At 48.3% G+C, this 13,055-nt stretch carries 9 protein-coding genes and 1 CRISPR repeat array; of the genes, 6 read left to right on the top strand and 3 right to left on the bottom strand.

Translation table 11 applies throughout. The annotated features are described in order from the left end of the window. Positions 1–338: 338 nt before the first annotated feature. Genes dnaK through Q0393_RS07765 form a run of 3 tightly spaced genes read right to left on the bottom strand, consistent with a single transcriptional unit; the run spans position 339 to position 3,631 of the window. Positions 339–2,225, bottom strand: coding sequence for a molecular chaperone DnaK (gene dnaK, locus Q0393_RS07775; RefSeq protein ID WP_298082870.1), 1,887 nt, complete (start codon positions 2,223–2,225; stop codon positions 339–341). Positions 2,226–2,270: 45 nt separating this feature from the next. After that, entirely contained in the window at positions 2,271–2,846 is a 576-nt protein-coding gene (gene grpE / locus Q0393_RS07770) for a nucleotide exchange factor GrpE (RefSeq protein ID WP_298979218.1), read from the bottom strand. After that, positions 2,843–3,631: an HrcA family transcriptional regulator gene (locus tag Q0393_RS07765; RefSeq protein ID WP_297949967.1), complete on the bottom strand. Its 789-nt coding sequence runs from the start codon at positions 3,629–3,631 to the stop codon at positions 2,843–2,845. The genes grpE and Q0393_RS07765 overlap by 4 nt, the downstream gene beginning before the upstream one ends. A 550-nt stretch (positions 3,632–4,181) precedes the next feature. On the opposite strand from Q0393_RS07765, the gene Q0393_RS07760 reads away from it, so the two are divergent. The 6 genes from Q0393_RS07760 to Q0393_RS07735 all read left to right on the top strand — a co-directional run bounded on the left by Q0393_RS07760 (position 4,182) and on the right by Q0393_RS07735 (position 12,119). Continuing rightward, a complete protein-coding gene (locus tag Q0393_RS07760) occupies positions 4,182–4,862 on the top strand; it encodes a F0F1 ATP synthase subunit A (protein ID WP_177387592.1) in 681 nt (226 codons plus the stop codon). After that, complete coding sequence (locus tag Q0393_RS07755; protein ID WP_005869196.1) at positions 4,852–5,076, top strand: hypothetical protein; 225 nt, start codon at positions 4,852–4,854, stop codon at positions 5,074–5,076. Before Q0393_RS07760 ends, Q0393_RS07755 begins: the two co-directional genes overlap by 11 nt. 113 nt (positions 5,077–5,189) lie before the next feature. Continuing rightward, the gene (gatB, locus tag Q0393_RS07750; RefSeq protein ID WP_298979216.1) at positions 5,190–6,611 is read left to right on the top strand and encodes an Asp-tRNA(Asn)/Glu-tRNA(Gln) amidotransferase subunit GatB; all 1,422 of its coding nucleotides are present in this window, start codon (positions 5,190–5,192) and stop codon (positions 6,609–6,611) included. 969 nt (positions 6,612–7,580) lie between these two features. Beyond that, positions 7,581–8,474, top strand: coding sequence for an NAD(P)H-dependent glycerol-3-phosphate dehydrogenase (locus tag Q0393_RS07745; protein ID WP_298979220.1), 894 nt, complete (start codon positions 7,581–7,583; stop codon positions 8,472–8,474). A 718-nt stretch (positions 8,475–9,192) separates the two neighbouring features. Next, positions 9,193–10,434 carry a uracil-xanthine permease family protein gene (locus Q0393_RS07740; protein ID WP_298979214.1) on the top strand — a complete coding sequence of 414 codons (1,242 nt, stop codon included), beginning with the start codon at positions 9,193–9,195 and terminating at the stop codon, positions 10,432–10,434. A gap of 236 nt (positions 10,435–10,670) precedes the next feature. Beyond that, entirely contained in the window at positions 10,671–12,119 is a 1,449-nt protein-coding gene (locus Q0393_RS07735; protein ID WP_298979212.1) for a DKNYY domain-containing protein, read from the top strand. Between the two features lie 364 nt (positions 12,120–12,483). After that, positions 12,484–13,030: a CRISPR direct-repeat array (repeat unit 30 nt; unit sequence GTGTAAATTTCCTCCGCTGGAGTTTGAAAT). Positions 13,031–13,055: the final 25 nt, after the last annotated feature.

Genomic DNA, 13,055 nt, shown 5'->3' with positions numbered 1-13,055 from the left:
AGCCAAATCATAAAAACTATTATACAAAGGTACTTCAGGCGCAAGCTTACTCCTTGATATTTCATGCGATGATAGCCGATTTAAGCTTAATTAGCTATAACTTATCGGCACATTCGCCGCCGTTATGCAAATTTAGCCGGACTTCGGCGCATCTAAATTTAGTAGCGAAATTTTAAATTTTAATGCGGCTGCGGCTTAAATTTGAAATTTTAAAACAAATTTGGAGGTTACAAAGCGCGCGAGATCTAAGGCTTGCAACCGGGGCTTTAAATTTAACGGAAGGGTTTGGAGTTTTGCTAAAAGATCGAGCCGATATATATCGGCTCGAAGTAGGGGAGTTATTCGACTTCGGCGTCGATGACGTCGTCGTCTTTTTTACCGCCGTTTGCACCGCTGCTTTGCGATCCGCCTTGCGCACCTTGGTTTGCGCTGGCAGCCTTGTATAGATCCTCGGCGACCTTGCTTAGGGCTTCTACTTTAGAGTTTATCGCTTCCTTGCTCGCGTTTTCATCCTTTAACACGGCTTTTAGATCGTTTAGCGCGCCCTCGATCTTAGCGCGTAGATCGCCCGGCACCTTCTCGCCCATCTCGCTTAGGCTCTTTTCGGTTTGATGTGCGATGCTGTCGGCTTGGTTACGCGCTTCGACGGTCTCTTTGCGCTTGTTGTCTTCCTCTTTGTGAAGCTCGGCATCCTTTACCATCTTATCGATTTCGGCATCGCTTAAGCCGCTTGAGCCGGTGATGCGGATATCGGTTGCTTTGCCGGTGGCTTTGTCTTTTGCCGAAACGGTTAAGATTCCGTTCGCATCGATGTTGAATTCCACCTCGATCTGCGGCACGCCGCGAGGAGCGGGCATGATGCCTTCAAGATTGAAATTTCCTAGCGATTTGTTGTCTTTTGCAAACTCGCGCTCGCCCTGCAAGACGTTGATCGTAACGGCGCTTTGATTATCCTCTGCTGTCGAGAAGGTTTGAGATTTTTTCGTAGGTATCGTAGTTCCCTTTTCGATGATCTTGGTCATCACGCCGCCCAGGGTTTCGATGCCGAGGCTTAGCGGAGTGACGTCGAGTAGTAGCACGTCTTTTACGTCGCCTTTGATGACCGCGCCTTGGATCGCCGCGCCGATCGCTACGACTTCGTCAGGGTTTACGCTCTTATTTAGCTCCTTGCCGAAAGCCTTTTTGACCTCCTCTTGCACGAGTGGCACGCGCGTCGAGCCGCCAACCATGACGACCTCTTTTATGTCGTTCATGCTAAGACCTGCATCGCTTACGACCTTTTTTAGAGTGCTTATGGTCTCATCTACCAAAGAATCGATCATGCTTTCAAATTTAGCTCTAGTGATAGTTTTCATCAGGTGCTTTGGACCTGTGGCATCAGCAGTGATGAAAGGTAAATTTACCGTCGTTTCCATCGCGCTGCTTAGCTCTTTTTTGGCGTTTTCCGCAGCCTCTTTTAGACGCTGCATAGCCATGACATCGCCACGCAAGTCGATACCTGTTTCAGATTGAAATTCCGAGGTTAAAAAGTCGATCAGTTTGTTATCGAAATCATCGCCGCCCAAAAATGCATTACCGCCGGTAGCTAAAACTTCTACGACGCTATCGCCGGTTTCTAGCACGGTTACGTCGAATGTACCGCCGCCTAGATCGTAAACGACGATCTTTTCGGATTCTTTTTTATCCAGTCCATACGCAAGCGCCGCTGCGGTCGGCTCGTTGATGATGCGAAGCACGTTTAGACCTGCAATTGTTCCTGCTTCTTTTGTTGCCTTTCTTTGGCTGTCGTTGAAATACGCAGGCACGGTGATGACCGCATCGACAACCGGCTCGCCCAAAAACGCCTCGGCGTCCTCTTTTAGCTTGATCAGCACTTTGGCTGAAATTTCTTGCGGCGTATAAACCTTGCCCGCGATCTCTACCGCGCACGCGCCATTTCGGTCGATGATTTTATACGGTAGGCGCTTTTTGGCCTCCTGCGCATTTTTTTCATTCATCATAAGACCCATGATGCGCTTGATCGAATAGATCGTTTTTTCCGGGTTAGTGACTGCTTGGCGCTTGGCGCTGTCGCCTACTAAAACCTCGCCTTTGTCGGTGAAAGCGACTACCGACGGAGTGGTGTTTTTACCCTCTTTGTTCGGTATGATCTTGCTCTCGCCGCGCTCGAATATGCTTACGCACGAGTTTGTTGTTCCTAGGTCGATGCCTATGACTTTTGCCATTTGTTTATCCTTTGTGTTGAATTTAAAATTTTAAAATTTGAGCGATCATTTCGCCACCACCACCATAGCGGCGCGCAAAACGCGCTGCTTATACATATAGCCTTTTTGATAGACCTGAACTATATCGCCCGAGTTTGCACCCTCTGCCTCGATCATCGAGATCGCGTTATGCACGCTAGGATCGAATCCCGCATCCGTCGCTATCGGAACGATACCGTATTTTTCAAAAGTCTTTGTAAAAAGGCTTAGACATTGTTTTACGCCGACCTCAATTTTATCCGCAAGCTCATTACCTTCCACATCAATTTTGGCGGCTTCCTCAAGCGCGTCGATTATCGGCAGCAGATCCTTTGCAAAGCTCTCGCTAGCGTAAGCAACAGCGTTATCTTTTTCTTTTTCCAAACGTTTTTTGAGATTTTCAAAATCCGCATTGGCGCGGTAAAATTTATCGGTGATCTCACTCAGCTCGTTTTGAAGCTTTTGTATCTGCGCGTCGGTATCATCGCATGTCTGCACCTCTTGCGGCTCGCTCGCCTCTGACGCGCACTGCTCGCAAACCTCTTTTTCTTCACTATCGCACGCTGCATTTTTATCGCTGTGCTCTTTAAATTTATGGCTCATGCTACTCCTTTAGCGTAGTTAAAAAATTTCTCGTAATTCTCGTAAACGCTGCCTGCGCAGATCATCGTAGCGTCCTCGCCTTCGAATTTTACGGGGCGTTTGATCCCCATAAATCCGTGCTCGAAGTAGGGCGCAAAGATCAAATTTTTAGTAAAATTTACGGCGATCGAGGGGTTGAGTAAAATTTTAAACCGCTCGTCTTTGAAAATTTTATACGCTACGACCTCGTTACAAAGAAATTCGATTTTAGAATTTTTTAGCTCTTTGATTTTGGTGCTAAGCTCGCGCAGACCGATCTGCATCGAAGCTAGCTCCAAATCTCCGAGTGAAATTCCTATTAAATTTGATAGGAATTTAAAAACTCTAAAATCGTATTTTAAGATAATCTCATCCGTTCTAAATGTAAGGATTATGAAACGATCATCGTGATTGATGACTTCGCTTAGGGCTTCGTTTTCGGCGTTGAAAATCATACAGTAAATTTCAAAATCCTCAAGCACCGCTTCTAGCTCGCGAGCATCGTCTATTTTTAACTCATCGTCGAAGCTAAGTCTAGCGCGCCAGTAATCCTGCATCGTCGCAACCGTCGGAATTCTACCACCACTTACATGAAGCTGCGTCAAAGCCCCCTCGTCGCTTAAGCGCTTAAAATAAATTCGGATGCTAGACGCTGACATCGCTACGCCCATACGCTCACCCAGCTCGGAAGATCCGATCGGGGTGTTGCTATCGAGATAGGCGGAAATGATGGATTCCAGGATCATATCACGTTTATTCGTTTTCACTTTTAGCACTCTTTCGGTAAGATTGCCAGTATTATACAACATTGAGTGGTAGGATGTCAAGGTTTTTATATAAATTTTATAAAATTTTAGCAATCTGGTTCAGAGTTTGCTAAAATTTAATTATGTTTTTTGAGCTGAGTGGAATTCTTAAAATTCTTAAAACTCTTGAAATTTACCGCAGCGCCGTCGCGGTAGAATTTTATTGTATTTTTCGTATTCGTAAACGTAAATTTTACCACGCAGCCGGCTTAGAGCTTCGCCGTATGCACCAGATAAATTCTATTTTGCAAAAATAGCAAATTGGCAGTGTATCCGCAAATTTCGTGCTTACTAGCAAAAATTTTGTCATTTGCTGTAAATATGGAGCTAAATGCCAAAAAAACGCAAAATTCCCGCATAAATGGCGCGCAAGCTAGACGAAAGTGCTAGGCAAGCAAAGCGGTGTGAGAACTCGCAAAGCTCAAAATTTTACTCGCTGGCGCAAATTTAAATATACTTTAACGAATAGAAGTGTAAAATACGCCTCAAATTTCAACGATCAAGGGTTTTTATGCTAAAAGACATCTTTCTTTTCGGCGGTTTAATTTCTTACGACCACACTTTTATCTACCTTTTTTACTTCTTTTTGGTCGTCGCTATCATCGTAGCCGTCGCGCTTTGCTCCACTCGCTCGCTTCAGCTTGTACCACACGGCATGCAAAATATCGCCGAAGCCTACCTAAGCGGCGTACTAACGATCGGTAAGGACGCTATGGGCAGCGAGGAACAAGCCAAAAAATATCTTCCGCTAATCGCAACATTGGGATTTGTGATATTTTTTAGTAACGTTATCGGCTTGGTGCCTGGCTTTGAGTCGCCGAGCGCGAGTCTAAATTTAACCCTTTCGCTTACGCTTTGCGTTTGGTTGTATTACCATTTTGAGGGCGTTCGCGAGCACGGCGTGATCAACTACCTAAAGCACTTTATGGGCCCGGTGAAAATCCTAGCGCCGTTTATGTTCGTCATAGAGATCGTCTCGCATTTTTCGCGCGTCGTATCGCTTTCTTTCCGACTTTTCGGAAATATCAAAGGCGACGATACCTTCCTGCTCGTTATGCTTACTCTGGCTCCTGCGCTAGTGCCGATGGTGCCGTTTGCGCTGCTTACTTTTATGGCGATTTTGCAGACTTTCATTTTCATGGTTTTAAGCTACGTTTATCTAGCGGGCGCCGTGATCGTCGATGAGCATTAATTTTAAGCGAAATTTCTTATACTTCCTCGTGGGTGCGTCGTTCGGATTGATTTTCGTCGGCGCATTCGTCTTTTTTGCCTATCCGTCATTTTATTTTTTGGGGTTAAAATTCCTCTTCATCTGCACCGCGCCGGGCGTGATATGCGTCATTATCACCTGCTTGATGGTCGATGTTTTTGATCTGAAAGAAAAGCTCCTTCATGGCGGCGAATAGAAATCTATTCGATTAAATTTTAAAATTTAGCCGCGCCGTGTGCCGCTGCAAGCGAGTATTAAAGCAAAAAATTGTAAAATTACGCGAAATTTTTATTCTAAAAGGTTAAGTTTATGTTTGAAACCGTGATCGGCCTGGAGGTACACTGCCAGCTAAATACCAAAACAAAAATTTTCTGCTCCTGCCCCACGAGCTTCGGCGACGAGGCGAATTCGCACGTTTGCCCGACCTGCTTGGCGCTTCCGGGCGCTCTTCCGGTGCTAAACGAGGAGGCGGTTAAAAAAGCCATTAGCCTCGGCACCGCCGTCAATGCGACGATCAATCGCAAGTCGGTATTTGACCGCAAAAACTACTTCTACCCCGACCTTCCCAAGGCGTATCAAATTTCGCAGTGGACGATCCCGATCGTCGAGCACGGCGAGCTTTTCATAGCCGCGGACGGACAGAGCAAGCGCATCGGCATTACGCGCGCGCACCTAGAGGAGGATGCGGGCAAGAATAATCACGAAAGCTCGCGCAGCCTAGTCGATCTAAACCGCGCCGGCACGCCGCTTTTGGAGATCGTAAGCGAGCCCGATATGCGCTCTGCGGACGAGGCGGTCGCGTATCTAAAAAAACTCCACAGCATTTTGCGCTTTTTAAATATCAGCGACGCAAATATGCAGGAAGGCTCGTTTCGCTGCGACGTAAACGTCAGCATCCGTCCGCAAGGCGAGCAAAGGCTCTACACGCGCGTGGAGATTAAAAATTTAAACTCCTTTAAATTTATCCAAAAAGCGATCGAGTTTGAGATTGAGCGTCAGATCGAAGCGTGGCAGGACGGCAAATATGAGCAAGAGGTCGTGCAAGAAACCCGCCTTTTTGATACCGCTAAGCTTATCACCAAGCCGATGCGCAGCAAAGAGGACAGCGCCGAGTACCGCTACTTTCCAGACCCCGATCTGCTAACCGTGATCGTGGATGACGAGATGTTAGCTGCTGCGCAGCAGATCCCCGAGCTGCCCGATCAGAAAAAAGCTCGCTACGTCCGCGAGCTGGGCGTTAAAGAGAAGGACGCCGAGATCATAATCTCGACCTACGAAAACGCGCGATTTTTTGAGGAACTGATCGCGGCGGGGCACGAGCCCAAACTCTGCGTGAGCTGGCTTACCGTCGAGCTTGCGGGCAGGCTCAAAAACGGCGTTACGATTGAGGATTCGCCCGTAGGTAGCGCAAAGATGAGCGAGCTTTTAAGCGCGATCGAAGGCGGCGCCTTATCTCAAAAGGCCGCCAAAGAGGTGCTTGATTATCTAATGGAGCACGACGAGGCCGTAAGCTCGGTCATTGATAAGCTTGGCTTGAGGCAGGTAAGCGATGACGGCACTATTTTGGAGATCATAGCGCGCGTGATGAGCGCAAACGAGGACAAGGTCGCGGACTACCGCGGCGGCAAGGACAAGCTATTCGGCTTCTTCGTAGGCCAAGTGATGAAAGAGGGCAAGGGCGCGTTTAACCCCGCGAAGGTAAACGAGCTTCTGAAACAGAAGCTGGGCTGATTTCGCAGCTTCTGCGGCAGCAAACGGCGAATTAAAAGCGGCGCGATGTATGCGATAGATGAAGCCTCTGGGATAAAATTTTAAATCCGCCCGTAGCGTTTTGCTTTGAGCTAAAGCTTTCAGGCGCCAATGACGAGGGCTTTTGTGTGTTATAATTTCATTCGGCGCGATCTCGGCGGCTACCCGCTTTCCTCGCGCACGTTTTGTTCTTTCTAGCTCGTTCTTTCTCGTACGGGTCGTTTGCGCGAGTGTCGGTCTGCAACGGAGGGGTTTAAGAAGCGCGTCCTAGGAATTTTACTCACAGCTACCGTCAAAGCGCGGCAAAGCTTGTAGGGAATGCGTAAAATTGCCCTGCTTGCGAGAGCGAGAACGGAAGCTCGGGGTGCGCGGATAGGATCGAATACGCAGGGTCGAATTTGAGTGGCAAGCCAATGTGCAGGCTAAATTTAATCAATCGCTGCGTCGTCGGATGCGCGTGCCCCAAACCTTGCACCAAACGATAACATGGCGAGCGACCGCAGATCATCTAGGCCCAAAGCACGCCTTGATAGATTTAAGCGGATTTAAAAGCGCGATTTGCGATCGGGCGTCTGAATAAAATTTTTAAAAATTTGATTTGCCTTGGCGATACGTGAGTGAAATTTAAAACGTATAATGGAGTTTCAAAATCCTCATTCGTTCACTGCCGCGCCTTTTGTGAAAGTGTTTTTGACGGAAGAGCAAAACCTTAAAAGTATGAAATTTTAGCGAGGTAAATTTTAAAAAAGCGAAGTTTTTGCTGAGTAAATTTCAAAAGCGCGAAATTTTGACGAGATGAAATTTCAAAAAGCGAATTTTAAAGCGTGGCTTCGACTAGCGTTTGCGCAGGTTCATGTTGGCGCTTTTGGGCTAAATTTTCAAAGAGCGGGAATTTCAAGAGAATGAAATTTGAGAAACCGCAAATTTGCGAATAAATTTTTAAAAAGGAACATAATGAAAATCGCGGTTATCGGCGCGGGCAAATGGGGTAGCGCACTTTTTGACGCGCTTAGCGCAAAAAACGAATGCGTCATCACTTCGCGCACGCCAAGACAAATTCCGCATTTTGTAAGCGTGAGTGAGGCATTGGAGTGCGAAGCGCTCGTTTTTGCGATCGCGGCACAACAAACCGCGCAGTGGCTGGATCAAAATTTCACCTACAAAAATCAAAAAATTCTAGTCGCTTCCAAGGGCATCGATGCGGCTAGCGGTAGGTTTTTGAACGAAATTTTTGAATCTCACGTCGCGCGCGGCAATCTTGCCTATCTATCAGGTCCGTCGTTTGCCACCGAAGTCATGCAGAAGCTGCCTTGCGCGCTCGTCGTAAGCTCGTGTAACGAAAATCTAGCCGAGCTTTTCGCTAGTGCCTTCCCTGTCTACATCAAGACCTACACGAGTGGCGATATCATCGGCGCAGAGGTGTGTGGCGCTTATAAAAATGTCATTGCCATCGCTAGCGGCGTTTGCGATGGGCTGGGGCTCGGCAATAACGCTAGAGCGAGCTTGATCGCACGCGGCATCGTAGAGATCGCGCGCTTTGGCAAGTTTTTCGGTGCTCGAGACGAGACCTTTTTGGGCTTAAGTGGCGTGGGCGATTTGTTTTTGACCGCCTCGAGTGTGCTATCGCGAAACTACCGCGTGGGGTTAGGACTTGCGCGCGGCAAAGGGCTCGAAGAAATTCTGCGCGAGTTGGGCGAGGTCGCCGAGGGCGTGGCTACGACCGAAGCGGTCGTAAATATCGCGACAAAGCACAAAATCTACGCTCCGATCGCTACCGAGGTCGCGCAAATTTTGCGTGGCAAGGATGTAAGGGCGAGCCTAAAGGACCTGCTACGCAAAAAATGAGCCGTACGATGGAATTCTCTCGCTAAATTTTAGTGGCGGATTCGGCTTACATAGGTTTTGATTTAGCCGCTATATTTGTGAAATTTAGTTGCTGGTTTGCGGATTTTAGTCGGTATTTGTTTGGATCTGTTTACGTGGCTTTGCCTAATAATTTTATGGGCTTGATTTTGGCCTTGCGGTTTCGCGCGTCTGATACGACGCAAAATCGCAGCAAAAGGGCGCTTATATACGATGTGGCATAGCGGCTTTGATTTGAAATTTAGCTTTAAGCTTGAGCGCGAAATTTTAAAATGAGATCGTAAAATTTTAAAAAGAGGCTAAAATTTTAAAACATTTAGGATGGATCGCAGGTAGTTTAGAAGCGCTACTGCTTCGTTCTGCTTGCAGCCGTCGGTGGTCGGCAGTGGAGAGTGGAGCGGACTGCTCGTCCGCGACCGGGTAGGTCTAAATTTTTGATGTGTCAGATTTAAAAATTAGGCGTGATATTTTTTCTTTAGACGAGGCGGAAATGAGCCGAATGAAGGAGTGCAATCGTGCGCTTTGGATAGAATTTGCGGCAAAATGAGCCGGAAAGGCGTAAATTTTGAAAATATTCAAGACAGATGATGTGTAATTTTAATAAATTTTTATTGCTTGCAAAGGAGCGGGTTATTCGTCCGCGACTGCAGCAAGTAGTAAAAATTTATCAAAAATCCATAGCGAATGGGGAATTAACAAGATGGAAAAATACGAAGGCTACAATCTCAGGCTACGCGACGCTCTCGTTGGCGTACAGTTTTTATTCGTCGCGTTCGGCGCGCTCGTGCTGGTGCCGATTTTGACGGGGCTTGATACGTCCGTGGCGCTGTTTACGGCGGGCATCGGCACGCTGCTGTTTCAGCTCATCACGCGCAAACACGTCCCGCCGATCTTTCTCGCATCCAGTTTCGCGTTTATCGCGCCGCTAAGCTTTGGCGTGAAGGAGTGGGGAATCGCCGCGACTATGAGCGGGGTGATCGCGGCGGGACTTTTTTACGTGGTTCTAAGCCTGCTTATTAGGCTAAAAGGCGAGGGCTTTTTGCATAAAATTTTACCGCCCGTGGTCGTGGGACCCGTCATCATGACGATCGGCCTCATCCTCTCGCCCGCAGCCGTAAATATGGTCATGGGCAAGGGCAAAGAGGCGCTCTATACGCAGGGGCAGTCGCTTACTATCGCGCTCATCTCGCTCTCAGCGGTTATCGTCGTTATGATGTTTGGTCGCGGCATGCTGCGCCTCGTGCCGATACTTTGCGGCATCGCGGCAGGATACTGCGCGTCGCTGTTTGTGGGGATCGTGGATTTTACGCCGATTTTAAACGCGCCGTGGTTTGTGCTGCCGCATTTCACCGCGCCAGTTTTTAAGCTCGAAGCCGTGATCTACATGGTGCCTATCGCTATCGCGCCCGCGATCGAGCACATCGGCGATATGCTTGCGATCAGCAACGTCACGAAGGAAAATTTCCTAAAAAATCCGGGGCTTAAAAGCACGCTGCTGGGCGACGGACTCGCGACGTCGCTAGCAGGATGCTTCGGTGGACCGCCAAACACCACCTACTCGGAAGTTACGGGCGCGGTTAGCATCACGAAGGCCTATAATCCCGCCATCATGACCTTTGCCGCGCTTGCGGCGATACTGCTAGCCTTCGTGGGTAAGCTCGGCGCCGCGCTCTCTACAATCCCGGCTCCCGTCATCGGCGGCATTATGCTGCTGCTTTTTGGTATCATCGCTAGCGTGGGCATGGAAACGCTCATAAAAAACAGCGTGGATCTAGCCGAGCCGCGCAATATGATCATCGTCGCGCTCATCTTTGTCTGCGCGATCGGCGGCATGGTGCTGGATTTTGGCGCGATGAGCTTTAGCGGCGTGGGACTTGGTGCGCTTATCGGCATTACGTTAAATTTGGTGCTGCCAAAAACCAAGCATTTTGACGGGTACTAAGTTAAATTTTGCGCGGAAACAGGGCGAGCTGAGGCTCGGCATCTTCTGGAAATTTTGTTTTGAGTTAAATTCGTGTGAAAGTGGGGTTAAATTTGCGCGGAGCTTGCGTCGTTTCGCGCGATTGCGGGTAAATTTGAGCTTCGCCGCCAAATTTACCGCACCCTAAATTTTAAAATTTCCCCGCAAACACTCGCAAATTTCTAACGTTTTAAACTAGCAAGATATATAATTGCCTTATGAAAAAGGCAGATAATTTAAGCAAATTTGATAAAAAGGCGCTAAGGTTGCTCTTTGCAGTACTTTTCGTGCCGATGTTCGTCTCGCTCGTTTTCATCTATGAGTTATCGGTGTATGACCGCTCGCGCGAGCTACCGGCGGACGCGCAAAGGATCGGCCGCAGCGATTACTACAACATCGGCGGCAAAATTTATCTACGCTCTTGGAATCTCGCTCCCTACGAGCTAGAGGGCGGTGCGGACGCGGCGAGCTTTCGCGCGCTTGATACCGGCAGATACTCCTACACAAACGTCGGTATGGACGCTAACCGCGTATTTTGCGGCGCTCGCGAGATGTCGGGGCTGGATCCCGCACGCACTCAAAAGATCGGCGCGCGATACTACAGCGACGGGCGCGTGAGCTACTTCTGCTCGGACGTTACGCAGCGCACGGGTGGCGCGATAAGCTATATTTACAAGGTATTTTTCCACGCCTTTGGGCTCTCAAAGTGGCCGCAGGAGTACAACTATCCATACGCAAGGCTCGATACTAGCGCGCCCATCTCGCCACTGACCGAGAGCCCTTATGTCGCAACCGACGGCGAGCGAGTATTTTACGAGGGTAAAATTTTAGAGGGTGCGGACGCAAAAAACCTAAAACAGATAAGGCGAAAAACCGTATACGAAGACGGACCCGAGCTACCCGCGCACTTTCGCCCGGTCGATCGGTGGCTGAGCGACGGACGTAGCGTCTACGCAGGCGGCGAGAGGCTAAATTTCACGCCTAGCGAGCAGATGTATCTCGTGGAGCCAAACGCCGGTATAGAGTTTCTTTATGATCCAAAGGCGGGCGCGGTGTTTATGAACGGCGAGAGATTTGATGCTACAAACGAGTCCTATACGCCGCTAAATTTTCAGAGCGGGCATCAGGAATACATGCTGTTTGCGAGCAAAAACGGCATATTTTATCTAAGCAAGGATAAAATTTTAAATCGTCCGCGCACTAGCGGCGCCGAGGGCCGGATAAAAGACGCGTTTTGGTACGTTTATTATAAATTTGGTGCAGACGCCAGCCCGCTAAGCGCGCTAAAAAGGGCGGGCGACAATCCGTTTAAAGGCGCCGTGCGGCAGATCTCGGAGAAGCTTTTTAAGGACGACGCGGGATTTTACTATCTAAATTTCTACTCGCATAGCATCTACGTTACGGGCCGCAGCGGCAGGCATCTGGATAAGCGGACAAATTTCATCGAGCTGCGAAAGATCACGCTAGACGTGCACGACGATGAGGTGATGGCGCAGATAGCAGACGAGGCGGCGCGAAACCCAGAAACGTCGCAGCGGGTCTTTACCGCGCAGGACGTGGAGTATGAAAACGGCGCGGCCTTTTATATGTATTGCCTCGCGGCGGTTTTGTTGCTCGGAGCTTGGATTTATAGCTACCTTAGAAAACGCAGCTTGCGCCGCGGCTAAATTTAGCGGTGCGGCGGAAGGTAAATTTAGAGCGAGACAAAAATACCGACATCGTGTTATCGAGCACACCCTTGGCTACGGAAGGTAAATTTTAAGAGCGAGACGGCACAGCGGAGCAGTAAATTTAAGATAATATTGTGGTTGCCGGCGCGGCAAAACGGCGGCGGCTTTTGCGTCGTTAAATCGCGCTATCGATTTTGGTTGGAATTTTGAAAATTGTGCGGATAAAGCTTTGGCTAAGATTTGCAAAACACTGCAAATACGATGTTTTATTCTAAACTGCCTTTGCTGCTTATCTAAATTTAAGGGGTAAGAATATAAACTTCAAATATTCATAGCCTGGAAAAATAGAATTTCTAGCGCTGTGTAAATTTCCTCCGCTGGAGTTTGAAATTCATCACCGGTAGTAGAACCATCACCCTTACCATCGTGTAAATTTCCTCCGCTGGAGTTTGAAATACGAAAGTCGAGTTTTTCCACTCTTTCTTGCCAAGTGTAAATTTCCTCCGCTGGAGTTTGAAATTCGCCTATGCCTTGCAGACGCAAACATTCACGCGGGTGTAAATTTCCTCCGATGGAGTTTGAAATCGCCGCAAGGCAGCAGGCCAAGGCCGCGGAGCGGAGTGTAAATTTCCTCCGCTGGAGTTTGAAATCTGATAAACTGATCTATACCATCTCTAACGCCATCGTGTAAATTTCCTCCGCTGGAGTTTGAAATTAGGTATTCCGGGCACGGGTAAGACATTCTTTCCGTGTAAATTTCCTCCGCTGGAGTTTGAAATCTGATAAACTGATCTATACCATCTCTAACGCCATCGTGTAAATTTCCTCCGCTGGAGTTTGAAATTAGGTATTCCGGGCACGGGTAAGACATTCTTTCCGTGTAAATTTCCTCCGCTGGAGTTTGAAATCTGATAAACTGATCTATACCATCTC

The sequence above is a fragment of the uncultured Campylobacter sp. genome, assembly GCF_938015785.1.
In the GTDB taxonomy this organism is placed as follows: Bacteria; Campylobacterota; Campylobacteria; order Campylobacterales; family Campylobacteraceae; genus Campylobacter_B.
This window is presented reverse-complemented; position numbering and strand designations above follow the sequence as displayed.